This window comes from Veillonella sp. T34266-5, from assembly GCF_002959815.1.
Classification (GTDB): Bacteria; Bacillota; Negativicutes; order Veillonellales; family Veillonellaceae; genus Veillonella; species Veillonella atypica.
The window spans coordinates 1-22,554 of the sequence record NZ_PPCZ01000002.1 but is presented as its reverse complement, the minus strand read 5'-3'; the positions used below and the strand labels follow the sequence as shown (position 1 = coordinate 22,554).

General features: G+C 37.9%; 27 protein-coding genes and 3 tRNA genes. 4 read left to right on the top strand and 26 right to left on the bottom strand.

Features of this window, described 5'->3' with window-relative positions; genetic code table 11:
* Positions 1–42 precede the first annotated feature (42 nt).
* Complete coding sequence (locus tag VIHSUH07_RS00530) at positions 43–864, top strand: MetQ/NlpA family ABC transporter substrate-binding protein (protein WP_005375649.1); 822 nt, start codon at positions 43–45, stop codon at positions 862–864.
* Positions 865–946: 82 nt separating this feature from the next.
* Here the strand turns inward: VIHSUH07_RS00530 and VIHSUH07_RS00525 are convergent, their stop codons facing one another.
* The 4 genes from VIHSUH07_RS00525 to VIHSUH07_RS00510 all read right to left on the bottom strand — a co-directional run bounded on the left by VIHSUH07_RS00525 (position 947) and on the right by VIHSUH07_RS00510 (position 4,072).
* Complete coding sequence (locus VIHSUH07_RS00525; protein WP_105083512.1) at positions 947–1,351, bottom strand: cytidine deaminase; 405 nt, start codon at positions 1,349–1,351, stop codon at positions 947–949.
* A 10-nt stretch (positions 1,352–1,361) separates the two neighbouring features.
* Positions 1,362–2,663 carry a pyrimidine-nucleoside phosphorylase gene (locus VIHSUH07_RS00520; protein ID WP_105083511.1) on the bottom strand — a complete coding sequence of 434 codons (1,302 nt, stop codon included), beginning with the start codon at positions 2,661–2,663 and terminating at the stop codon, positions 1,362–1,364.
* A 53-nt stretch (positions 2,664–2,716) separates the two neighbouring features.
* On the bottom strand, positions 2,717–3,379 hold the full coding sequence (gene deoC, locus VIHSUH07_RS00515) for a deoxyribose-phosphate aldolase (protein WP_105083510.1): 663 nt from the start codon (positions 3,377–3,379) through the stop codon (positions 2,717–2,719).
* A 63-nt stretch (positions 3,380–3,442) separates the two neighbouring features.
* Positions 3,443–4,072: a 3'-5' exonuclease gene (locus VIHSUH07_RS00510; protein WP_105083509.1), complete on the bottom strand. Its 630-nt coding sequence runs from the start codon at positions 4,070–4,072 to the stop codon at positions 3,443–3,445.
* Positions 4,073–4,299: 227 nt separating this feature from the next.
* On the opposite strand from VIHSUH07_RS00510, the gene pyrF reads away from it, so the two are divergent.
* Positions 4,300–5,019, top strand: coding sequence for an orotidine-5'-phosphate decarboxylase (gene pyrF, locus VIHSUH07_RS00505; protein ID WP_105083508.1), 720 nt, complete (start codon positions 4,300–4,302; stop codon positions 5,017–5,019).
* On the top strand, positions 5,016–5,603 hold the full coding sequence (pyrE, locus tag VIHSUH07_RS00500; RefSeq protein WP_005375671.1) for an orotate phosphoribosyltransferase: 588 nt from the start codon (positions 5,016–5,018) through the stop codon (positions 5,601–5,603). The genes pyrF and pyrE overlap by 4 nt, the downstream gene beginning before the upstream one ends.
* A 231-nt stretch (positions 5,604–5,834) precedes the next feature.
* Here the strand turns inward: pyrE and VIHSUH07_RS09700 are convergent, their stop codons facing one another.
* The 16 genes from VIHSUH07_RS09700 to VIHSUH07_RS00415 all read right to left on the bottom strand — a co-directional run bounded on the left by VIHSUH07_RS09700 (position 5,835) and on the right by VIHSUH07_RS00415 (position 19,532).
* Positions 5,835–6,287 carry a hypothetical protein gene (locus tag VIHSUH07_RS09700; protein ID WP_233187785.1) on the bottom strand — a complete coding sequence of 151 codons (453 nt, stop codon included), beginning with the start codon at positions 6,285–6,287 and terminating at the stop codon, positions 5,835–5,837.
* Between the two features lie 149 nt (positions 6,288–6,436).
* On the bottom strand, positions 6,437–6,844 hold the full coding sequence (locus tag VIHSUH07_RS00490; RefSeq protein ID WP_105083507.1) for a transcriptional regulator: 408 nt from the start codon (positions 6,842–6,844) through the stop codon (positions 6,437–6,439).
* Positions 6,845–6,853: 9 nt separating this feature from the next.
* Positions 6,854–7,429, bottom strand: a complete 576-nt coding sequence (locus VIHSUH07_RS00485) for a DUF1700 domain-containing protein (RefSeq protein WP_105083506.1) — start codon at positions 7,427–7,429, stop codon at positions 6,854–6,856.
* Positions 7,422–7,745, bottom strand: coding sequence for a PadR family transcriptional regulator (locus VIHSUH07_RS00480; protein ID WP_105083505.1), 324 nt, complete (start codon positions 7,743–7,745; stop codon positions 7,422–7,424). The genes VIHSUH07_RS00485 and VIHSUH07_RS00480 overlap by 8 nt, the downstream gene beginning before the upstream one ends.
* Before the next feature lie 175 nt (positions 7,746–7,920).
* Complete coding sequence (locus tag VIHSUH07_RS00475; protein ID WP_105083504.1) at positions 7,921–8,388, bottom strand: hypothetical protein; 468 nt, start codon at positions 8,386–8,388, stop codon at positions 7,921–7,923.
* Positions 8,389–8,432: 44 nt separating this feature from the next.
* Positions 8,433–8,987, bottom strand: coding sequence for a DUF1700 domain-containing protein (locus tag VIHSUH07_RS00470; protein WP_105083503.1), 555 nt, complete (start codon positions 8,985–8,987; stop codon positions 8,433–8,435).
* A 1-nt stretch (position 8,988) separates the two neighbouring features.
* A complete protein-coding gene (locus VIHSUH07_RS00465; RefSeq protein WP_105083502.1) occupies positions 8,989–9,303 on the bottom strand; it encodes a PadR family transcriptional regulator in 315 nt (104 codons plus the stop codon).
* Positions 9,304–9,637: 334 nt separating this feature from the next.
* A complete protein-coding gene (locus tag VIHSUH07_RS00455) occupies positions 9,638–10,729 on the bottom strand; it encodes a S1C family serine protease (RefSeq protein WP_105083501.1) in 1,092 nt (363 codons plus the stop codon).
* A gap of 444 nt (positions 10,730–11,173) precedes the next feature.
* The gene (locus tag VIHSUH07_RS00450; RefSeq protein ID WP_005377711.1) at positions 11,174–11,863 is read right to left on the bottom strand and encodes a response regulator transcription factor; all 690 of its coding nucleotides are present in this window, start codon (positions 11,861–11,863) and stop codon (positions 11,174–11,176) included.
* Positions 11,856–13,199, bottom strand: a complete 1,344-nt coding sequence (locus VIHSUH07_RS00445) for a sensor histidine kinase (RefSeq protein WP_105083500.1) — start codon at positions 13,197–13,199, stop codon at positions 11,856–11,858. The genes VIHSUH07_RS00450 and VIHSUH07_RS00445 overlap by 8 nt, the downstream gene beginning before the upstream one ends.
* Before the next feature lie 138 nt (positions 13,200–13,337).
* Positions 13,338–14,690, bottom strand: a complete 1,353-nt coding sequence (locus VIHSUH07_RS00440) for a pyruvate carboxylase subunit B (RefSeq protein ID WP_105083499.1) — start codon at positions 14,688–14,690, stop codon at positions 13,338–13,340.
* Between the two features lie 490 nt (positions 14,691–15,180).
* Positions 15,181–15,498: a hypothetical protein gene (locus tag VIHSUH07_RS00435; RefSeq protein WP_005382186.1), complete on the bottom strand. Its 318-nt coding sequence runs from the start codon at positions 15,496–15,498 to the stop codon at positions 15,181–15,183.
* 82 nt (positions 15,499–15,580) lie between these two features.
* A complete protein-coding gene (gene waaF, locus VIHSUH07_RS00430) occupies positions 15,581–16,660 on the bottom strand; it encodes a lipopolysaccharide heptosyltransferase II (protein WP_105083498.1) in 1,080 nt (359 codons plus the stop codon).
* Between the two features lie 168 nt (positions 16,661–16,828).
* Complete coding sequence (locus VIHSUH07_RS00425; RefSeq protein WP_105083497.1) at positions 16,829–17,767, bottom strand: hypothetical protein; 939 nt, start codon at positions 17,765–17,767, stop codon at positions 16,829–16,831.
* 8 nt (positions 17,768–17,775) lie between these two features.
* Positions 17,776–18,714 carry a phosphodiester glycosidase family protein gene (locus VIHSUH07_RS00420; RefSeq protein WP_005377648.1) on the bottom strand — a complete coding sequence of 313 codons (939 nt, stop codon included), beginning with the start codon at positions 18,712–18,714 and terminating at the stop codon, positions 17,776–17,778.
* 11 nt (positions 18,715–18,725) lie between these two features.
* Positions 18,726–19,532 (bottom strand): polysaccharide deacetylase family protein, encoded by an 807-nt coding sequence (locus VIHSUH07_RS00415; protein WP_105083496.1) that lies wholly within the window; start codon positions 19,530–19,532, stop codon positions 18,726–18,728.
* 184 nt (positions 19,533–19,716) lie between these two features.
* Between VIHSUH07_RS00415 and VIHSUH07_RS00410 the strand changes: the two genes are divergently transcribed.
* On the top strand, positions 19,717–20,508 hold the full coding sequence (locus tag VIHSUH07_RS00410) for a carbon-nitrogen family hydrolase (RefSeq protein ID WP_105083495.1): 792 nt from the start codon (positions 19,717–19,719) through the stop codon (positions 20,506–20,508).
* A gap of 42 nt (positions 20,509–20,550) precedes the next feature.
* On the opposite strand, the gene VIHSUH07_RS00405 is transcribed toward VIHSUH07_RS00410, so the two are convergent.
* The 6 genes from VIHSUH07_RS00405 to VIHSUH07_RS00380 all read right to left on the bottom strand — a co-directional run bounded on the left by VIHSUH07_RS00405 (position 20,551) and on the right by VIHSUH07_RS00380 (position 22,197).
* Complete coding sequence (locus tag VIHSUH07_RS00405; RefSeq protein ID WP_005380157.1) at positions 20,551–20,763, bottom strand: hypothetical protein; 213 nt, start codon at positions 20,761–20,763, stop codon at positions 20,551–20,553.
* A gap of 11 nt (positions 20,764–20,774) precedes the next feature.
* A complete protein-coding gene (locus tag VIHSUH07_RS00400) occupies positions 20,775–21,041 on the bottom strand; it encodes a type II toxin-antitoxin system RelE family toxin (protein ID WP_038124768.1) in 267 nt (88 codons plus the stop codon).
* The gene (gene relB, locus VIHSUH07_RS00395; RefSeq protein ID WP_016475958.1) at positions 21,031–21,252 is read right to left on the bottom strand and encodes a type II toxin-antitoxin system RelB family antitoxin; all 222 of its coding nucleotides are present in this window, start codon (positions 21,250–21,252) and stop codon (positions 21,031–21,033) included. The genes VIHSUH07_RS00400 and relB overlap by 11 nt, the downstream gene beginning before the upstream one ends.
* Positions 21,253–21,925: 673 nt before the next feature.
* A tRNA-Leu gene (locus VIHSUH07_RS00390) sits at positions 21,926–22,011 on the bottom strand.
* A 14-nt stretch (positions 22,012–22,025) separates the two neighbouring features.
* Positions 22,026–22,101, bottom strand: a tRNA-Phe gene (locus VIHSUH07_RS00385).
* 20 nt (positions 22,102–22,121) lie between these two features.
* Positions 22,122–22,197: transfer RNA gene (locus tag VIHSUH07_RS00380), tRNA-Asp, on the bottom strand.
* Positions 22,198–22,554: the final 357 nt, after the last annotated feature.

Here is a 22,554-nt window from a genome sequence, read left to right as displayed (position 1 = left end):
TATTAAATTACATTTAATTTTCTCGAAAAGGAGAGTGTTTGTATGAACAAATTTTTAGCATTAGCGGCTACAGTCGTTCTCGGCGGTGCGCTATTAATCGCAGGTTGCGGCAGCGATAATAATAAAGCGGCTAGCAGCGGTGACAAACAAGTATTAAAAATTGGTGCTACTGCAGTACCACATGCGGAAATCTTAGAGCAAGTAAAACCGATTTTAGCAAAAGATAATATCGATTTGCAAATCACAGAATTCACTGATTACAATACACCAAATCTAGCATTGGGTGATAAAGAAATCGACGCTAACTTCTTCCAACATGTGCCATACATGGACGAATTTGCAAAAGCTCATAACCTACCTCTAGTATCTGTTGGTGGCGTTCATCTTGAACCAATGGGCTTATATTCCCGTCAAATCAAAGATTTAAAAGACCTTCCTAAAGGTGCAAAAATCGCTATTCCTAATGACCCTACAAATGGTGGTCGTGCATTAATGTTATTACAAAAAGCTGGTCTTATCACATTGAAAGACTCTAACAATATCTTATCCACTGTACAAGATATCGCTTCTAATCCTAATGGTTACCAATTCGTAGAATTAGAAGCAGCTCAAGTGCCTCGTTCCATCGACGATGTTGCACTAGCAGCTATCAACACAAACTATGCATTAAGTGCAGGTCTTAACCCTGGTAAAGATGCATTGTTCATCGAATCTAATGATTCCCCTTACGTAAATGTCGTAACTGTTCTTAAAGGCAATGAAAACGACCCTCGTATCAAGAAATTGATGGAAGCTCTTCATAGCCCTGAAATCAAAAAATTCATTCAAGATAAATACCAAGGTGCAATTGTTCCTGCATTCTAATGGACATTATCTTATGCTAAAAGGCTGGAGCCACGCGCTCCAGCCTTTTTCTTGTACTACGTATATTTCACTGTAGAAGGATCTATTTACCAATTACATCGCATTCAGAAAAACTAAATGGTAATAGTTTCTCCATAGTTACTATTTTTATATTCCCCATCGAGTTTCCCATAATGATTAGAGGTATTTTAAATTCAGCCATTACCTGACGACATGCGCCACATGGCGCACAAGGTCCTTCCGTATCAGCAACTACGGCAAGGGCCTTAAATTTTATATGACCTTCGGATACGGCTTTGAAAATGGCCGTTCGTTCAGCACAGTTTGTGAGACCATAGGAAGCATTTTCTATATTACATCCTTCGTAAAGGGTACCATCTTCGCATAACAAGGCAGCGCCAACAGCGAAATGTGAATATGGAGAATAAGCGTTTTCACGAGCTTTTATGGCGCAATCCATAAGTTTTTGAATTTCTAATTCTGTCATATACGACTCCTTATTCCACAATATCAAGAATGGTATCCACTACATTTGGCATTTCTTCGCCAATCGTAATCGCCTCTATATAGGTCTTAGCTGCATTAGCAAGTAAGCTTTCATCAGAGGCATACAAGGTCGCAATACTTTCACCTTCAGTAATAGCATCACCAGTTTTTTTATGCATGATAATACCTGCACTATAATCGATAGGGCCATCTTTTATGGTGCGCCCAGCACCGAGCATAACAGATGCTATACCACATTGTTCGGTATTCATATGGGTAATGTAACCAGCCTTAGGCGCTATTACATCATATGTACATTGGCCGATAGCTAGTAGACTTTCATCATCAATTACAGAGCTATTACCACCTTGAGCGTCAATCATGAGGCGTAGACGTTCGAGTGCAGCGCCAGAATCGAGAGCCTCACGCACACGAGTTAGGGCGGTTTCATAGTCGCAAATGTGGCTTAAAACGAGCATGTGAGCAGCCATGATAATACATTCATGGGTCAAGTCCTCAGGTCCATAACCTTTTAATGTATGAATGACCTCACGAATTTCTAAGGCATTGCCTATGGCATGACCAAGTGGCCGATCCATATCCGTCAAAACAGCCTTAACGGAACGACCGTTTTCACGTCCAATATCTACCATAGCCTTAGCCAAGGCACGGGCCTCTTCAATGGTTTTCATAAAGGCCCCACTGCCGACCTTTACATCTAGTAGAATGGCTTGCGCACCAGATGCCAATTTCTTGCTCATCACGGAGGAAGCAATAAGAGGAATACTGTCCACTGTTCCCGTTACATCGCGCAAAGCGTAAAGTTTTTTATCGGCTGGTGCCAAACCTTCTGATTGACCTATAACGGCAAGGCCTATTCTATTCACTTGGGCGATAAAATCTTCTTGGCTTAAGGATACTTTCAAATGAGGAATCGATTCCATTTTATCGATAGTCCCCCCTGTATGACCCAGGCCTCTACCAGACATTTTTGCGACCTTACCACCACAGGCGGCCACTAAAGGAGCAATGATAAGTGTCGTCTTATCCCCTACACCACCTGTGCTATGTTTATCTACGGTGATACCATCAATTGACGATAAATCCACCATTTGTCCTGACTGAGCCATCGAGAGTGTCAACGTACCGAGTTCACGAGCATTCATGCCATTAAATACGATGGTCATCAATAGAGCACTTACTTGATAATCAGGAATAGTACCATGTACATAGCCCTCTATGACAAAGCGAATTTCCTCATTTGTTAGTGCTAAATTGGCTCTTTTTTTCAAAATAATATCATACATGCGCATAGTTACACCGCCATTCTAAGAAACCACCTAAGCACTGCCTAGGTGGTTTTTCTTTATACTTCTTCGTCCAAATAATCTTTTAGGAGCTCTACGGCCGCACTCGCCCCGATACGGCTACATCCTTCTGCAATATAAGCCTTCATATCAGAAATGGAACGAATGCCTCCAGCTGCCTTAATCTGTACATTAGGACCAATGTGCTTCTTAAATAGTTGCACATCTTCTAATGTAGCGCCACCACTACCAAATCCAGTTGAGGTCTTGATAAAATCTGCGCCGCCTTCCGTTACACAATGGCATAGTTCTATCTTTTCTTCATTCGTTAAGAAACAGGCCTCGATGATAACCTTTAAAATGTTATCACCGCATACGGATTTAAGAGCCTTGATTTCCTCTGTTATAGCATGAAAGTCCCCTTGTTTCGCATCACCTAGATTGATGACCATATCCACTTCTGATGCACCTTCTGCAATAGCTTGTTTCGCTTCCGCCACCTTGGATTCTGTCGTTTGATAGCCTAGAGGAAACCCAATAACGGTACAAATATTCAAATTGGGATATGCATTATGAGCGGATGCCACAAAATCAGGTGGAATGCAAACTGATGCCGTATGATAGGCCAATGCATCTTCACAAATCACCTTAATATCGTCCCATGTAGCAATGGGTCTTAACAATGTATGATCCACATAGGTTAATAGGTCTTTACCTAACATGACTACCTCCAAAACAATCTATTATTCTATTAGGATTAGTTACCATCGTAACCGAGCACGTCTTTAGAAAAAGGACATCTGCTCTGGTTCTGGTTCCTTATGTAATTCTGCTTGTGCAGCTTTATTTTTTTCATCGATGAATGGTTCGAGAGGTTCGCCTATTTTTGAAAGTAGTTCGGGTAGTGAGTTCGCCCCTTTCAAGCGAGCTGCCTCGATAGCAACCTTGGCACATGTTTCAGCATCATCCAATGCATAATGATGCTGAAATTCTACGCCTAAGTACGCCGCCATTGTGTTCAATTTGTGATTTACTAAATCGGGCCATACGGCACGAGAAATTTTTACAGTACACGCATAGTCAAGTTCTGGCCAAGGAATTTTATAGTAATCAAGAGTGGCACGCAATACATTCATATCGAATTTTGCATTATGGGCAATCATGATTTTTCCCTTCAAATGATTTTCATAGATAGCAGGCCATAGTTGATCAAATGTCTTTTCATGCAACACTTCTTTAGGCTCAATACCATGAATTTCAATACATTCAGGATCAAAGGACATAAATGGCGGTTTGATAAGACTATATGCTTTTTTAGTAATTTGCCCATTTTCAACGGTAATAACCGCTAAGGAACAGGCGCTATTTTTATATTTATTAGCTGTTTCAAAATCCAATGCTACAAAATCTAACATGGCAATCCTTTCTTAGCTACAACAATATTATATACATACATCTGATATACATATATCAACTCGTATTAGGAATCATCTTCACTTCTCTATTATTATATCATGAACGCGAAGAAAATCGATGTACAAAAGCAGTTCTTAAGCTGACTTTCACAATGGAAATTCATTGACAGGATGCCCCATTCTATGTGAAAATTATTTAGATATATAAGTACTATGGAGGTTATAACATGGCAGATGACAGATTAATCGTCGCCCTCGACGTATCCACAATGGATGCGATGAAATCTATCGTGTCCTCACTAGGGGACTCCGTTAGTTTCTACAAGGTGGGCATGGAATTATTCTACGCCGAAGGGGACCAAACGGTTCGCTATTTGCAAGAGCACGGCAAACATGTATTTCTCGATTTGAAATTACATGATATTCCTAATACGGTGGCCCATGGCGTATCTTCCCTTACTCGTTTAGGCGCCAATTTAATTACCATTCACGGTCAAGGTGGCCCTATAATGATGAAAGCTGCCGCTGAGGCTGCTCGTGAAAGCGCTGAAAAACTAGGCATCGAACGTCCAAAACTATTAGCGATTACCGTATTAACAAGCTTTGATGACGAATCTTGGACATCTATTGGTGGTCAATTACCAATTGCGGACCAAGTCATTCGCCTTGCTAAACTAGCAAAAGAATCCGGTATGGACGGTGTTGTATGTTCCGCTTTAGAGGCTAAGATGATTCGCGATGCCTGCGGACCAGATTTCCTTATCGTTACACCAGGTATTCGCCCATCCTTTGCAGCTACAAACGACCAAAAGCGCATTGCTACACCATCGAGTGCATTACAGGATGGTGCATCTCGCCTTGTTATTGGCCGACCTATTACACAAGCTGAACATCCACAAGAGGCGGTACGTTTAATTATTGAAGAAATGGAGAGTGTATCCAAATGATGTCAGAACAAGAAGTAAAACAATTACTTATCGATACTCAAGCAATTTTAGAAGGTCATTTCTTATTGACTTCTGGTCTACATAGCCCTATGTACGTTGAAAAATTCAACGTATTACAACATCCAAAGTACACTGAAACATTGTGTAAAGAATTGGCTGAACGCTTCCGCGATCAAAACGTAGAGCTCGTTATTGGACCTATGACTGGCGGCATCTTATTAGCTCACGAAGTCGGTAAAGAATTAGGCACACGCGCTATCTTTACAGAACGTGAAAAAGGCGTTATGACATTGCGTCGTGGATTCAAAATCGAACCAGGTACACGTGTACTTATCGTAGAAGATATCGTAACTACAGGCGGTTCCGTACAAGAAGTTGTTAACGTAGTTAACCAATCCGGCGGTGAAATCGTAGGCGTAGGTCTTCTCGTTAATCGTTCCGGTGGCAAAGCTGAATTCGGTGTACCAAAAGAAAAAGTACAAGCATTACTTAACCTTGAAGTACCAACATACAAACCAGAAGAATGCCCTCTCTGTAAAGAAGGCGTAGCTATGACAGAACGTGGTTCTAAACATATTAAATAGTCTACAAAGCCCTACACATTATGTGTAGGGCTTTGGCTATACAAATTTTTCATACACAAAAGGAGTTCCTCTGAGAAGGAACTCCTTTTGCGTGTGTGTAGTTATTGTGTGTAAGAGAGAGATTTTGATACAAATGTATCAGTATAGAGTGTGTGGCTCTATAGTGGCCATGAATGCACTTTCATGACCACGTTTCTCTTTAGTGTTCAGAGAGATAATCCAATAAGACTATTATTGGTCTTGTGTAGTTTGTGGTGCACCTTGCTCCATTGGTGGTTGTGGAGCAGCATTACCATTAGGCTGATTAACTTGAGGTGGCTGGCCTTGTGGTGGCATTTGATGATTATGACCTTCTGGTCTCATTTGGTGATTTTGACCTTCTGGTCTCATTTGATGATTTTCACCTTCTGGTCTCATTTTGTGATTATTAGATCTCATAGATTGATCATTATCTTTTCGATGCATATTAGCATCTTGATGATTCATTGGCATATGCCCCATTCGATGTTGACCATGCATTTGATTATTTTGACATTCTGATGGCATATCACCTTTTTTATCTTGGAAATTATTTGCATCATGATTTCGTTCTACCAATAAGTTCATTTTGATAGGTTCACTATTATTTTGTACGTCATTAGCAGAAGCAAATGTTACTCCGCCAATTCCACATGCTGCGGTCAATACTGTAGCAATTAAAAGTTTTTCATATTTTCACCTTTACCTAATATTCAAATACGATTAAAACAACGATATCCTCAGATAGATCTAACTCTATATCTATTAATATCTTAAAATATACGGCTCAATCTATATTAATAGTTTTATATATTTTATTGAGCTTGTGTCTCACCATTAGGTGCTTGTTCTGAAGCATTACCATTAGGTTGCGAACCTTGAGATGGTTGGCCTTGTGGAGGCATTTGACCATTTGAGTGCATATGTCCACCATTGTTTGGCCCCATACCGCCTTGAGGCATCATTTGATTTTGACCATTTTGATTCATATGCTCACCATTGTTTGGTCCCATACCATCTTGAGGCATCATTTGATTATTTCCATCCATCATATGTTGATCCATATGCATATTAGGACCATCATGTCTATGTGGTTTTCTGAACTGTTGTTCATTAGTTTTCATCCATTCACCGAAATTTGGTAGATCATTTACCGCAAACGATGTCCCTGCCCCAACAGCACAGATTACTGTTAGAATTGCTGCAATTATAATTCGTCTCATAGGTCCTCCTTAATCTATATTTTGAAAGTAACGCTCACGTACGCCGCGAAGTTCAACGCCAACAAAGACACATACAAGACCTCCAAAAAGCCCTACACCGCCAAGCGCCACTAATGTTATTAAAGATAATGCCGGGAATGCTGTTACATTCTCAAATGGTTGCCAAGAGCTCCCTAATAGATACAGGATTGCTGGCGTAATTATAAACAGCAGAACCCCTACGATATATGATAAAGCACTGCCAATAGATAGTAATGTTTTGGATGCTTTTTTTGCCATTCCTGGTAACTGAGGTAACAAGCGCTCTTTGTAATCTTCAAATCTTTCATAGATTGCTTGCATATTAACAGATTTACTTTTACTACCATCTTGAGTCAAAGTCTCTGTAATGATACCTGCATCTACATAAGATGCATAGATTTCCTCTGGAGTGCCCAAGGATTTAATAATTTCACTATCTGAAAGACCTCTTTCATACCCTACTGCAAAGTGTTCTTCATAAACCTCTATAATACTTTCAACATCAGCAACATGTGCCTTTTTGAAGATATTACGTAGTGCTTCTAAAAAGCTATTCTTATTCATTATAGTCGACTCCTTTCAACAGGATATTTACAACGCCAGAAAACTCATTCCATTCTCGACGCATCTGATTGTATGCTGCACGCCCATCATCTGTAATATGATAGTATTTTCGAGATGGTCCCGAAGAGGACTCCTTCAAATACGTTTCAACATACTTTTCTTTTTTTAATCTGTTAAATAATGGATATATAGTTCCTTCTGAAATTTCAATATACTCTGAAATAGTACTAACAATTTCATATCCATAGCGATCGTCTTGTGTTAATAATGCTAGTACAAGCATATCCATAACACCTTTTTTTAACTGAACTTGCATAGTTCCTCCCTTTTGACGCCATCAGGCTTGTTCTTGTGAACCCCTAATTCTAGTCAATCAAAATCTTTTACGGTCACTATCATGTACTGACATATACATAATAACATAAGGTACCTTGAATTGCAAGGTACCTTGCAAAAAAAATTTACTTAATTTACTCTTTTTATATGTGTAATTATTGCCCACTTTGGTCAACACTTGATTGTATATTAGGCGCTTGAGTTGCTCCATTAGCAGGTTGTGTACCTGGTTGAGCTGGTTGTTCTGATACTGGTACAGAACCCGTTGCAGGCATTTGACCTTGTGGTTGGGTTGGTGTATTAGACGTAGGCATATTATCTATTTCGTGGTCATAGTCTCTATGTTCTTTATGATCCTTTTGATTCTTATAGTCTTTATGATCCTTATGATCTTTATTATCTTTATTATCCTTATGATCTTTTACATTCTTATGATCTTTATTATTATTAAAATGTTTATCTTTTTGTTGATCTATGCCATCATGTTTTGACGTATTCTTAAATTGCTGTGCATTATCGTGTTTCCATGCAGTATAGCTTGGTAAATCATTCATAACAAAAGAAGTTGCACCACCTACTGTGCAAATAGCTGCTAAAATTGCTGTAATTATAATCCGTTTCATAGTATCTCCTTAATTCATTCTATTCAATATTTAAATGTAGCCAATTAACGCTTACATACATTATTAAGTTCACTGCCAGCATAGATGCATGTCAAGCCACCAAATAAACCTAATCCCGCAATTCCCGCCATAGTAACAATCGACACAGCAGGAAGTGGTGTAACATTTGCTAATGGTTGCCATGAACCACTTAACAAAAATAAAATCGCTGGTGTCACGATAAATAGTAATACTCCAACAATATAGGTAAGAGCACTAGCTACTGTTAATAATGCATGAGATGCTTTTTTAGCCACCCCTGGTAACTGTGGTAACAAATGGGCTTTATACTCTTCAAGTCGTTTATATATTGCTTGCATGTTAACTGTTCTTTTAGTGCCTTCTTGTCCGATTTCATCAGTGATGATACCTGCCTCTACATAGGATGTATAAATTTCTTTTGGAGTACCTAATGATTTAATGATTTGTTCATCATCAAGACCTTTCTCATACCCTACAGCAAAATGTTCTTCGTATACATCAATGATACTTTCTACATCTAAAACATTTGCTTTTTTAAAAATAATACGTAATGTGTTCAAAAATTCTTGTTTATTCATTTTAGTCTACCCCTTTCAAGAGCATATCAACAACGCCAGAAAATCCATCCCATTCTTGTCGCATCTGATTATAAGCGGCTGTACCATTTGAGGTTATTTTGTAATATTTTCGCGATGGTCCCGTTTGTGATTCCAGCAAATATGTTTCTACATATTTTTCTTTTTTTAATCTGTTAAAAAGTGGATAAATAGTACCTTCCGAAAGTTCTATATATTCGGAGATTTTACTGACTATTTCATATCCATAGCGATCATTTTGTGTTAGTAATGCTAGTACTAGCATATCCATAACACCTTTCTTTAATTGAACTTGCATAGTTCCTCCATTTAAGCTGTGCTCATCTACCAATATGAAAGCTCTCTTACTGTCACTATCTTGTACTGACAAATACATAATAACATAAGGTACCTCGGTTTGCAAGGTACCTTGCCAAAAAAATTATTATTTTTTTATTTTTTATCAAAAAAATCACCAAAAAGCAGATAAATACTATGTTTATTAAATAAAAAATTTTTTGAAATTTATATGATAACGACCCCAATTGAAGAAAATCATAACTATATCTCATGAAAATACCCCCTTTACTGATTGTCCAGTAAAGGGGGTACATATCAAACATGAGGCTTTTCTACTATTTCTAAGATTATTATTAAGATGTTTGTCCTAATTTAACCTGTGTGCTCTTCATTTTTCCATTATGAGTATAGGATACTAAAATTGTATCCCCAGGACTCTTGGCATCAATTTGCTCCTTTAATTCCATTAATGTAGTTACATCCTTACCATCAATTTGAGCAATCGTATCGCCTTCCACAATCCCAGCTTTCGCCATAGGCCCATTTTGGTCTAACTGAACAATAAGAAGTCCGTCTCCTTCATAGCTTACATTATTACGAGCTGCCGTTTGACGGTCTACAGCCCATACGCCTAAATATGGGCGAATGACCTTACCGTTTTTAATGATAGAATCAATAATAGGTTTTGCAGAATTAATAGGAATGGCAAAGCCCATTCCTTCTACCCCTTCTTTAGAAATTTTAGAGCTATTAATGCCAATTAACTCACCATCAGCATTCAATAATGCACCACCAGAGTTCCCTGGGTTGATAGCCGCATCAGTTTGAATCAACGGAAAACGTTGTCCTTGACCATCAATGGTACGAGCTAAAGCACTAATTACACCAGATGTAACAGAACCTTTGAATTCAAGACCTAATGGGTTACCAATGGCAATTGCTGGTTCTCCGACCTGTAAGGAATCAGAATCTCCAATAGTAATCGGTTGAATATTTTTAGGAGGATCAATCTTTACAACTGCCAAATCTGATTGTTCATCTGTCCCCATAACTGTTCCCTTAACAGTACTACCATCTGATAATGACACGGTGACTTCATTATTTCTAGCACCTGCTACAACATGATTATTCGTCACAATATGACCTTCATTATCAATTAAAACACCTGAACCAACGCCTTCACCTGCGTAAATGGTACGATTAAAAATATCCTTTTGGAATACTTGTGTTGTAATACCCACTATGGCGGGGCCCGATTTTTTAGCCGCTTGTACAACATAGGTATTACGAGATTCAGTCAATGGTTTTGTTTGCTTAGTTTGATTTGTTACAGCACTCTGTTGCGTACCTGTTGGTGCACCGAAGAAATAATAACCCCCACCTACACCTACGCATAGTGCAATAGCACATGCTATGATTTGTTTCTTATATTGTTTTATATTCATATACTGTCTCCTATTTTAATTGCATACAATTAATATACACTCATTATAGGTCTTATTACTTAGATTTGCAATACAACAATTTCTAGCATTTCTAAATAATGTGTAAAAAGGCAGAAAAACAAAAGAGGTATTCATTAGCATTAACTAATGAATACCTCTTTTGCATATAGTTTGAGAGTGTAAGGACTGTGAGAGAGAGTTATATATGAAGACGGAAAAGTTGAGAGAGAACTTATTAAGAGAGAGAAGTTAAGTGTATCTTTTCCGTATATCTTCATAATAATCCTTACAGTTATAGTATACACAAAATCTCTAAAAAATAAAGCGTAGTATATAAAAAATATATAAAACTTCGATTATTTCTCTATAAGATAAGCCCTAAAAACATATATAACATCAACAGCTCACCAATCCATGAACTAAAAGTGAATTTAGCTATGCTTTTTATACAAACTTGTAACCTACACCCCAAACTGTGATGATATGTTTGCTATCAGATGGATTTTCTTCGATTTCTTCACGTAAACGATTGATATGAACAGCTACTGTTGCATAATCACCATAAGAATCTAATCCCCATACACGGGAATATAATTCTTCTTTGGAGAATACGATATCGCGGTTACGCATAAGAAATTCTAATAGTTGGAACTCTTTTTTCTTAAGATGAACTTCTTTGTCATTTACCCAAACCTTCATCATCTTAGGATCAAGGCGAATATCACCGGATTGAATAGCATTTGTATCAACAACATCTTTTTCAGTAAGTCGTTTATATTGTGCTAACATAGCTTTAATTTTTGCAATCAATACAGATGGAGAGAATGGTTTTTCGATGTAATCATCGGCACCTACACCAAGGCCACGGATTTTATCAATATCATCGAGGCGTGCAGTTACCATCACAATAGGTACGCGCACTTTATCACGAATGGCGCGACATACTTCAAAGCCATCCATTTCTGGCAACATAACGTCCAAAATAATTAAATCGACTGGCGTATTCAAAGCAGCTTCAATACCATCAGTACCATTATTCATAACAGTTACGTCATAACCAGCAACCATCAAATAATCACGCTCAATATTAGCAATATCAATATCGTCTTCAATTATTAGAATATGTTCACTCATGATTTTCTCCTTTTTTTGGGAACTCTAAAATAATCCTAAGTCCATGTGGTCTAATATTTTCTATCACTACACGACCTTCGAAAATTTCCATAATACGTCTAATAATCGAAAGACCAAGTCCACTCCCCTCCTGTGGATTAGTGCGGGACGAATCAACTCGATAAAACGGACGCATAAGTCGGTCAAGCGACTCTGGCGGAACCCCAGGGCCATCATCACTTACCACACAGTACACATGACTTTCATCTTCGGTGACATCAATAACACTATGTCCTATATCTGCCATCTTATATTTTGCACTATTATTTAAAATATTTTGCAAAACCCGCTGTAATAGCTGCGGATTCGCCATAATAGTAGCATCCTTAACCGTAATACGTTGGCTCAGTTCAAGACCTCTAGACTTATAATGTTCTATATGATCTTCTACAAAACCTTGTACATATTTCCCTAATTCTATTTTCTCCGATGGTCTAGATTCCTTTTTATAATTCAATGTTGTAATAAGGAACAATTCCTCCAACATAGAATCTAAATCATTGGCACGCTTCAAAATAATTCCCATGTAGCGCTTTTGTTGCTCTTCGGTTGGTGCGATACCATCCCGAACGCCCTCTGCATAGGCCTTAATTGCAGTTAATGGAGTTCGGATATCATGAGAGATACCTGCAAGCAATTCTTTTTGTTGCTCCTGCTCCATTTCGATTTGGTAATTGGCAGCTCGTAATGATTCCGTCATGTTTCGAACGTGAATCATAATGAACTTCGTCACAAATCGGTTGATTGCAAAAAATGTAACTATAAACAAAAGTAACGCAACAATGCTAATGTAGAACGAAACGGTCTCCATCAAGCTATCACTACCATGCACAGCTCGTTTAATAGCTATGTGATATAGATACGCATGACGTCCTTCATTCTTACGCATTTCGTACACAAAGGTATGATTTGACTGATAGACAATCCCTTGTAACTCAGGGTTTACATCAATCAAGCCAACGATAGCAGATTCATTATAAATCTGTTGTGTACCGTAAGAATATAGAACCTTTCCCTGATCGAGAATTTCTACATACACCTCATTAGGGTCTAACAAACTATAGCTTGGTTTAACAAGAGAATCCATTAAACCATTGTCTATACCATAAAAGGTAATAGTCTCAGCCACACGGCTAACACTTTTAAACTGTTGTTCTTGCTCGATACGCAAATAGTATCCGGCATTCGCTAAAATGCGTAGTCCTGAAAAATATAACAAAAATAGAATAATTGCAATTAATATAGGAACTACAAATAGAACAACATTGGATATCCAAATTCTAATTTGTAAATTCACAGGATTACCTCAATATCATAATTAGTAGATACTCCTTATAGTGTACGCTATTTTACGCATGATTAGCAAGAGTAAATATAAAATTCGTATAAACATAAAAACAGCCCTACCTAAAAGGTAGAGCTGTTAATATTAAGATTAACGACGGTTAGCTTCGAAGAAGTTAATAGCAACTTCTGGGAACATAGCGTATGTTAATACGTCTTCTTCAGTGATGCCAGTGTAACCTTTGGAGTTCAAATCTTCAGTGTAACCTGCCAATTCAGGTTCGATAAGATCTGCTGGACGGCAAGTGATAGGTTCTTCATCGCCGATGATAGTGTGACGAATTTCATCAGAAATTTTACCAGGCAATGCACCATATTTACCGCGTACAAGGTCTTTAACTTCGTTAGGAACCATTTTATAACGGTCGCCCATCATAACGTTCATCATAGCCATTGTACCAACGATTTGGGATGTTGGAGTTACCAATGGAGGGTAACCCAAGTCTTCACGAACGCGTGGCATTTCATCCATTACGTCGAAGAAGCGATCGCCCATACCCATTTCGTTCAATTGGTTTTGAGTATTGGACAACATACCGCCAGGAATTTGGTAACGACGAACAGCTGGGATTACATCACTAGCTGGTTTCAAGTTGAATTCTTCAGCGATTTGTTGTTTTACTTTACGGAAATGATCAACTAATGGAATGTATTTATCAAGGTCAAGACCAAGATCCCATTCAGTACCTTTGAACATTTCAATCATAGTTTCAGTAGCTGGTTGGCTAGTTGCATGAGCGAATGGGGAGATAGCAGTATCGATAATATCTACGCCAGCTTTAGCAGCTTCCCAGTATGTAGTGCTTGCAAGACCGCAAGTGAAATGGCTGTGCAAGTCGATTGGCAAATCGCCAAAACGTTTTTTGAAAGTAGAAACTAAATCGAATGCATCAGCAGGTCCTAACAAACCGGACATATCTTTAATGCAAAGGGAATCAGTACCCATTTCAACCAAAGTTTCAGCAACTTTCAAGAAGCTTTCAGTTGTATGAACTGGAGAAATAGTGTATACCATAGCGGATTGAACGTGTGCGCCTGCTTTTTTGGAATATTTAATAGCAGCTTCCATGTTACGAGGGTCGTTCAATGCGTCAAAAATACGGATACGGTCGATACCATTTTTTACAGCAGCTTTACAGAATGCTTCTACTACGTCATCAGAGTAATGTTTGTAGCCCAACAAGTTTTGGCCACGAAGTAACATTTGTAGTGGTGTATTTTTTACATTAGCTTTTAATTTGCGAAGACGTTCCCATGGATCTTCGTTCAAGAAACGAAGACAGCTATCATAAGTAGCGCCGCCCCAACATTCAAGAGCTTCATAACCGATTTCATCTAAAAGGCCAAGCACTGGTTCCATTTGTTCGTAACGCATGCGAGTTGCCAAAATAGATTGATGACCGTCACGAAGAACGGTTTCACAGATTCTTAATTTTTTAGCCATGTTAATCCTCCAATTCGAAATAGTTAGGCGATGTAATTTTATACATACACTCAAAGACTATCTCATACCTATTTATCAACAATTCCTATAGTTTCTACTTATGTAGATAAAATATGCTAGGAATTATTGGAACATACTTATATTAGACTACTTCTAAAATTCTTTGTCAACAAGTATATTATGCTTATTTATCATCAGAAAGCATGCATCTTTGATATAAAAGTGTAAAAAAAATCACCAAAAACGCTCGTTATGCTAGATTCTATCTTGCATTTTTAATCATTACCAAATGAGTATGTTAATGAGAATATAAGAACAAACTACTTATCATACCGTTATAATTTTTATTTATGTACGAAAGCATATCAGTATTTGTTGATATAGTACAACGAATTATCTTGATTTATAAACCTAGTTATCACTTTTTATGATGAGCAACAAAGGTAATCTAATATTCATGAATATACATTTTCTATTTCAAATATACTTTTTATTTCACCTTTTTAGGTGCTGTTTCAAGAACAATATTCTTGCCATCTCGTTTTACTTGGATAGAGAATGCCCCTTCACCCTCTTTAAAATACTCCATTTTAATGTCTAACAGCATCTTACCAATAAGTGTTTCCACCTTCTCAGTTAAAAATTCACGATAAAATGCATCTTGTGTTTGCTTAGGACTTTGATGAATCACAGGTTTCGCTGCATTGCGTTCCGCCTGCATCATAGTTTCTTCAAAGTTATCATTTCCACCCCATTGCTTCATCATTTCTGCGTCTGATAAGCCTTTTTGAATTTTAAACTTTGCCATTATATACTCCTATTCTACTAGTTAGACGACCAACATAATGCGCATTCTAACTAACTTTATATATTATTACTCTTATTTAAGTCTAATTCTTTACACCTAATAATTCAATAATATGTTCCTTCACCATAACTGGATCAATACCAGACATACAGTACGCTTTTCCCTTCGGACATTTTCGCTTACGGCATCCTAAGCAATCCATATCATGATTTTGTAACACTTTATATGTTCCGGTTATAGGTCCCCACTCAGCAGGATCTGTAGGGCCAAATAAAGCAATTACAGGACGTTTTAGAGCCACTGCCATATGTAGTGCCCCCGTATCACAGGCCACTACCACATCACATTCGCCAAGAAGAGCCGCCATTTCACGCAAGGTAGTCTTACCTAATTTATTGTAAACCGGCAAATCCTCTTTCTCTACATGTTGCATCAAATCTTCAAACTCTTGTGATTCTTTTGGCCCCCCAAAGCATATAAAATTGCTTCTATAGGACAAGGAATCAATTAGTTGTTGCCACTTTTCATGAGGCCAGGACTTAGTCTGCCATGATGAACCTAAAACTAAACCTATCAATGGTCTATCTTTTTCTGCAAACGCCGTTTCCACTTCGAATTTAGCCCGTTGTTGCTCATCAGCTGTTATAATGAGATCCATTAAATTCATATTCTTAGTCTCAACAGGGATAGTTTCTGTGTTTAATGCACCTGGCAGTAATTTAGCTACATCAAGATATTGCTCTATAACATGCTTTGACCGATTCTTCGATTTGTAATTAGTAAATAACCAATTCAGTTCTTTAGTACCCCCTAATCCTAACCGTATAGGTGCACCAGATGCCAATAGTACAAGCCCCGTAATAAGCCGGCCTTGTACATCAACAGCTATATCGAAGTGATAAGGCTTTAAACGTTTTCGTAAATCCCACCACATATTCCACATGGTACGAAGGTGTAATTTTTTTGAATGAGCCTCATATTCATCCCGTTCCCAAGGAATTATATGATCTACATAGGGGTTATGTTCTAATAGTTCAGCCATGCTAGGTGTAACAATCCAATGTAATTTTGCATCCGGATACTGTTGCTTTATCCACCTTGCGGCGGCTGTGGCATGCAGTATATCACCAATATAACTGAGCCGTACAAATAATATATTCATAGACAACCGCCTTTCTCATGTATTATCATTGCCCGTTAAATCACCATCTCGTATACTCATATACCGATTATAACGAAATATATATGAGTTCAACTTGAATTATGTCGTATAAAACTAAATGATTTTATAAATAAAGCCTTTATAACCTGCGATTATAAAGGCTTTATATTAATTCTTCTTAGAGCTAGAGTCTTTAGATGATTTATCGTTATCTTCTGTTACTTTAGTCGTATCATCACTACCATTGGCAATAATTTCTTTCACCGCATTCATAGTTACTTCAGACAAGGTAGTCGGATTATTATATTTATAAATAGGTTTAAATCCTACGCCTAATTTACCAGAGTATACAGTTAATACATTATTATCTTCATCGACACGAGCAATATAGATGGTCTTGCTAGTATCTACACCAAGCAAACGGAAGCGTCCAGGTGGGTTGATAACACGCCAGCCACCTTCGATACCATTAAACATGAAGATGTCGCCAGTTTTAGCATTATCATAGAAGAAATTATCTTCATCATAGAATACAGCAATGCGACCAATATCCGTAGCTTGCATATAAACGCGACGCGTATCATAGTTCGCATCAGTTCTGTAAATACGGTATGCACCCTCACGAACTTTTACCTTCATGTACACCACATTTGTCGCTTCGGAATACGCCGCATCAACAATACGACTTCCCTTTGGTACATCTTCAAGTTCTGTATCTACTTCGTGTTCCGGATCATCTGCATTGAGTCGGGCCATAACAACCTTGTTGTCCGTATACAGGCCCATAATTGCGTAGTTACGATCTGGCATCCAGTCAAAATAGCTGATGGAGCGACCTTTCAAATTAACCGTTGTGGGCTTGCTTTCACCAGCCTTATAAATCCGAAGAGATTCATCTGTAACAACAGCCATAAATTGATGGTCATAGGACACATATTTACGTCCCTCTTTTACGTCAGGGAAGTTTTTCGTGTCATCCTTAGACGCACCAGAGACGTTAAATTCCGTAGTCGGTGCAAACATATATTGATCAAGGTACAGATACACCCCTCCTTGCAGTAGAATACCTACCGCAAAGGCGCTCAGTACACGCGTAAAAGGTTTCATTGTTCCTCCTATTTCACGATAAACGCCGTAGGAATCATCCGTTCCCCTAACAAATCGGCTGGTTTATTTACAACTTTGCCATTTAAATACAATGTAGAGCTAGAGCCACCATCGAGGTTAGCCGCAATGTATGCGCCCTTTTCATAAAGTACATCTTGCACATCACGCAAGGTAGCACCCAAGGAATAACCTGGTTGACGACCGTCGATTACAACGAACAACACAGTACCATCCTTACGTTGACCTATGGCCGTACGAGGACCTACGCCCCAACCGCCATCGCCATCGGTAATCATCTTCTTACCATCTACGATAAGAGGTGGCCCAAAGGTAATACCTTCCATAGCTTTCATATCAGCTAATTCAGTTTTATCATAGTTACCCGCAATGAGGTTGCCAGATTTAGAGAAACCTACAAAATCAACGGATTCATCAGGCCCCACATCCTTACCGATAATATAATCCCCTTCGTGAAGGATAAAGCCATATGGCAAGCGGCCTGTACCAGTACCATTAGGATCGTGGAAGCCACCGCCATTGATAGCCGCTACGGCACCATTCATTTTAGCAATATTACTTGTGGTATCCCCTTTTTCTTGAATGTTTGCAGCTGTCGCAACTTGGATACGACGAGGATCTGGAATTTCAAGCACGTACCCTACATAACGAGAAGACTCAATTTTTTCCAATTTTAAGTCTTTATCTTCGCGAGCATTAAATTTAAACAAATCTTGACTCTTTACAACGCCTACTGTCCCCAAAATAGATTGCAATTCATCGTTGCTAAATAACCATGTAATGTATTGAGGATGACGAGATTGTAAGATAGCACCAATAACGGCACGTTTTACATTATTAAATGGTCCAAACAATACCACGAATGGTGATGTGACTGCGGTAAATAAGAACACCATAATGATGAACTTTACCCAATTCTTTTTAAACAATGTATATCTCCTTATAAATCACTGTAATGTTCAGTGCTAATTCGTTCTTCAAAATGCTTGATATCTACGGCATTACCAACCCAAACACGTAAAATATTGTATGGATTATCCCCTGTATGAGCCCAACCGGACTTCATAGCCATTGCCATCTTTATACCACTGTCTTTTGTGGCAGCATCGGTATCCTTATTTTTATCCCCATAGGGATAACAGAACCAAGGGTTATCTGTAATTCCTAACTTATCAGCTAACGCTTGTTGTGCTTTTTGAATATTTTCCATTTGTGCTGCTTTTGAAAGTTGGCCCATTTCCACGTGTTGGAATCCATGATTAGAAATAGTTATACCATTATCTTTCATTTCTTTTAGCTGTTCCCATGTAAGCCGTGTGCCTACATCGCCCGGATTAACAAATACAGTGGCAGCAAAACCATATTCTTTCATCAATGGATACACGATAGAGTATGTATCTGCATAACCATCATCAAAGGTTAGTACTACAGGCTTTTCAGGTACCGCAGCACCATTAACTACATAATCATATAATTGATTCATCGTCAATGGATGGTACCCATTATCCTTGAGGAACTTCATTTGCTGACGGAATAAATCCTCCCGGATAACCGCATCATTATCTTTATCATCACCAATCTTGTGATACATGAGCACCGGCACTCCCGACGGATGTACCATCGTAACCTGTTGTGCAGGTGGCGTTTTAGTTTCATTTTCTGTTGTTTGCTGTGAAAGCATTCCACATCCTGCTACCATCGTAGCCATTACAATTGTGAAAAGCACTACCAATGAAAATCGTTTCATAGGTCCCCCTTTATATAGACACAATTTAATACCTTATATTATATCATTTATAAAGAGAATAGTAAAAATCAACGCACTACGATTTACCATACTCAGGACCATATTGTAATCTACTCAATAATGTTTTAATATTTAAATTATAATACATATCACATACACTATACTATGTAACAAAGGATTCACTATGAAAAAACGCCTAACCATTATTCAAATGGACGTCCATGTAAATGACGTAGAATATAATTACAATCGTGTTCAAGAATTACTCTCTCAATCGCTTTCTGAAAGCCCAGATATTATCATATTACCAGAAACCTGGAATACTGGATTTTATCCATCTAAAGAATTGATTAACATCGCTGATAGAAATGGAGAGCGAACTAAATCATTATTAAGTGCATTTGCGAAAGAGCATAACGTAAACATCGTAGGCGGTTCCGTAGCAGTTGCCAAAAATGATGTTGTGTTCAATACATCCTATGCCTATAATCGAGAAGGTACTCTCGTTGGAGAATATTCAAAAATGCACGGCTTTAGTCCAGCGAAAGAAGATCAATACTTCGCAGGCGGTACGCACACCACACATTTTGAGTTAGATGGCATTCCGTGTAGCACCGTTATTTGCTACGATATCCGCTTTCCAGAATTAGTGCGCATGGCCGCATTACCGAATACAGAATTGCTATTTGTGCCAGCTCAATGGCCTACTATGCGCCTACGACACTGGCAAGTACTTAATGAAGTACGCTCCATAGAGAATCAATTATTCGTGTGTGCTGTAAACGGCTGTGGCACGGTTGGTCGCGTCCAAAGTACGGGACACTCCGCCGTATATGATCCATGGGGTACAAATCTATTAGAAATGAATACCGAGGAAGGTATTGCTTCTGTAGATATTGATTTCGATGTTGTCGAAGACATTCGCAACAAAATCAATATATTCAGGGACCGTAAACCAGAACTGTATAATCTATAACATAAAAGACACATTGCTATAATTTGCAATGTGTCTTTTACATTAGAATTCAATAAGCTTCCACATATCCTCTGGTACTTGTTCTAGAGGTTTGTTTTTTGCTATCGCTTCTTTTAAAATATCAATCGTATCTTGAACCTCTTGCTTGTCCTTTGTATTAGGATCATGAAGGATAACACGATTTAAGGAATCTTCGCCAAATTGTTTTAAATATTCCTTTTCTACTTGGTTTAATTCACGACGTAAGTATTTCATTAATATGACCTCTACTTATAAATAAATTTTCGATGACCTACTTCTACCGCTATAATCACACAATTCGTATCACTAATGTCAACAATAACTCTATAGTTGCCAATTCTATACCGCCACAATCCTTGTTTATTACCAGTTAACGATTTACCAGAATATCGTGGATTTTCTACATTATCCAAATGTTTTATCAACCAATTAAAAATATAACGTTGTGTTGACTTATCCAACTTTGAAAATTGTCGGTCAAACCGTTTACTAAACTCTAGCTTATAAACCATACTTTGCACGCATTTCTGCTACAGAATATGTAACAGGATCCTGTTTATATTCTTTCAAAGCTTCTTGACCCACCCTAAGATCAAAGTCATTTTCGATTTTTTCTAGTAACGCTTTTTTAAATAGTGTTGACAAGGTTTCATCCATAAATTCCGCATACGTTTTAAACAGTGTTTCTTCTTGTTCATTAAGTCTCACAGAAATATTTGACATACAAAGCACCTCCTTGTGTATTACATTGTAATACACAAGGAGGTGCCTGTCTATAACTATAATTATATTATTTTGTCATGCTTGCTTTTAATGCAGCAATTTCTGCACGAAGTTCTTGTAATTGAGTGTCTTGTGTAGCATCCTTAGCTTTTAAAGCACTGTTTTCGGCTTGTAAGGAGTATCATAATCAATATATTTGTTTATATTTCTAATATCAATATTTTATTTATTTTTTAAGTACATTTATCAATTGATTAAATACTAGATGAATTTATTTTTATGAGTAAAAAATGAACTATTACCTACATTTAGGCATACAAAAAAGACATGTTACTCTTCTCTCGTCTCTCTCGTAACATGTCTTAATTTGTATATAGATCTCTCGAACTATATCATATTGTATCTGGCTGAACTCTCTAATCCCTTTTTGACACGCCAGTATGTCTACAATTATTTTATATTTTAAAATAATTTATGTCAATAATTTATTTTTAGTTTAATAATTGCCATTTATAGAGAGATTAAATCAACTAATTACAATATTAAACCTACAATTAACCGCGCTGACAGAAATAAATAATATAATTTTTATCAGGGCTCACTAGAGTTTACCTAAACTCTGCTCATACAGATATAAAAGAAGGACCTACAGTGAACTGTAGGTCCTTATATTTGGTGCGGTTGGAGGGACTTGAACCCTCACGAGCGTACGCTCACCACCCCCTCAAGATGGCGTGTCTGCCATTCCACCACAACCGCGTGGAATACAAAAATGGTGCCTCAGGACAGAATCGAACTGTCGACACACGGATTTTCAGTCCGTTGCTCTACCGACTGAGCTACCGAGGCATGTTTTTTGTAAAAAAAAATGGCGACCCCGATCAGATTTGAACTGACGATCTTCGCCGTGACAGGGCGACATGTTAACCGCTACACCACGGGGCCGCGTATCAACTCTCGTTGACTACTCGTATATATTAACATGAGCCACTAATATAATGCAAGTACTTTTTCTAATTTTTTGATGAATTTCTTCAAAATATATAGAAATAAGAATTATACATCAAAAATCGTATATAATAGCCATTTAGATTCAGTATACTTCAATATACTCCAGATTATATCCCCAAATTACAGAAATAAAATTGGCACCTAAAATGGCTCTCTGTCAAATGTTGGGGTGTTCACCCTACGAGTCTTGTTTGGCACCAATCATATGTATGGTTGGTGCCATTCTTTTTGCTCAAAAGTAGAATACGTACTCTGAATCTACCAAAGTGGCGAAGCCCATAGCTTATTCGT

What these genes read in the sequence shown, in the direction of transcription:
- VIHSUH07_RS00465 (WP_105083502.1), bottom strand. Translation starts at nt 9,303, where the DNA reads ATGCAAGTTCAATTAAAGAAAGGTGTTATGGATATGCTAGTACTAGCA.
- VIHSUH07_RS00455 (WP_105083501.1), bottom strand. Translation starts at nt 10,729, where the DNA reads ATGAATATAAAACAATATAAGAAACAAATCATAGCATGTGCTATTGCA.
- pyrF (WP_105083508.1), top strand. Translation starts at nt 4,300, where the DNA reads ATGGCAGATGACAGATTAATCGTCGCCCTCGACGTATCCACAATGGAT.
- VIHSUH07_RS00525 (WP_105083512.1), bottom strand. Translation starts at nt 1,351, where the DNA reads ATGACAGAATTAGAAATTCAAAAACTTATGGATTGCGCCATAAAAGCT.
- waaF (WP_105083498.1), bottom strand. Translation starts at nt 16,660, where the DNA reads ATGAATATATTATTTGTACGGCTCAGTTATATTGGTGATATACTGCAT.
- VIHSUH07_RS00480 (WP_105083505.1), bottom strand. Translation starts at nt 7,745, where the DNA reads ATGCAAGTTCAGTTAAAAAAAGGTGTTATGGATATGCTTGTACTAGCA.
- VIHSUH07_RS00405 (WP_005380157.1), bottom strand. Translation starts at nt 20,763, where the DNA reads ATGAAATACTTACGTCGTGAATTAAACCAAGTAGAAAAGGAATATTTA.
- VIHSUH07_RS00450 (WP_005377711.1), bottom strand. Translation starts at nt 11,863, where the DNA reads ATGAGTGAACATATTCTAATAATTGAAGACGATATTGATATTGCTAAT.
- VIHSUH07_RS00485 (WP_105083506.1), bottom strand. Translation starts at nt 7,429, where the DNA reads ATGAATAAGAATAGCTTTTTAGAAGCACTACGTAATATCTTCAAAAAG.
- VIHSUH07_RS00470 (WP_105083503.1), bottom strand. Translation starts at nt 8,987, where the DNA reads ATGAATAAACAAGAATTTTTGAACACATTACGTATTATTTTTAAAAAA.
- pyrE (WP_005375671.1), top strand. Translation starts at nt 5,016, where the DNA reads ATGATGTCAGAACAAGAAGTAAAACAATTACTTATCGATACTCAAGCA.
- VIHSUH07_RS00415 (WP_105083496.1), bottom strand. Translation starts at nt 19,532, where the DNA reads ATGAAACGATTTTCATTGGTAGTGCTTTTCACAATTGTAATGGCTACG.
- relB (WP_016475958.1), bottom strand. Translation starts at nt 21,252, where the DNA reads ATGTCAAATATTTCTGTGAGACTTAATGAACAAGAAGAAACACTGTTT.
- VIHSUH07_RS00520 (WP_105083511.1), bottom strand. Translation starts at nt 2,663, where the DNA reads ATGCGCATGTATGATATTATTTTGAAAAAAAGAGCCAATTTAGCACTA.
- VIHSUH07_RS00410 (WP_105083495.1), top strand. Translation starts at nt 19,717, where the DNA reads ATGAAAAAACGCCTAACCATTATTCAAATGGACGTCCATGTAAATGAC.
- VIHSUH07_RS00490 (WP_105083507.1), bottom strand. Translation starts at nt 6,844, where the DNA reads ATGAGACGAATTATAATTGCAGCAATTCTAACAGTAATCTGTGCTGTT.
- deoC (WP_105083510.1), bottom strand. Translation starts at nt 3,379, where the DNA reads ATGTTAGGTAAAGACCTATTAACCTATGTGGATCATACATTGTTAAGA.
- VIHSUH07_RS00435 (WP_005382186.1), bottom strand. Translation starts at nt 15,498, where the DNA reads ATGGCAAAGTTTAAAATTCAAAAAGGCTTATCAGACGCAGAAATGATG.
- VIHSUH07_RS00530 (WP_005375649.1), top strand. Translation starts at nt 43, where the DNA reads ATGAACAAATTTTTAGCATTAGCGGCTACAGTCGTTCTCGGCGGTGCG.
- VIHSUH07_RS00425 (WP_105083497.1), bottom strand. Translation starts at nt 17,767, where the DNA reads ATGAAACCTTTTACGCGTGTACTGAGCGCCTTTGCGGTAGGTATTCTA.
- VIHSUH07_RS00400 (WP_038124768.1), bottom strand. Translation starts at nt 21,041, where the DNA reads ATGGTTTATAAGCTAGAGTTTAGTAAACGGTTTGACCGACAATTTTCA.
- VIHSUH07_RS00440 (WP_105083499.1), bottom strand. Translation starts at nt 14,690, where the DNA reads ATGGCTAAAAAATTAAGAATCTGTGAAACCGTTCTTCGTGACGGTCAT.
- VIHSUH07_RS00475 (WP_105083504.1), bottom strand. Translation starts at nt 8,388, where the DNA reads ATGAAACGGATTATAATTACAGCAATTTTAGCAGCTATTTGCACAGTA.
- VIHSUH07_RS00510 (WP_105083509.1), bottom strand. Translation starts at nt 4,072, where the DNA reads ATGTTAGATTTTGTAGCATTGGATTTTGAAACAGCTAATAAATATAAA.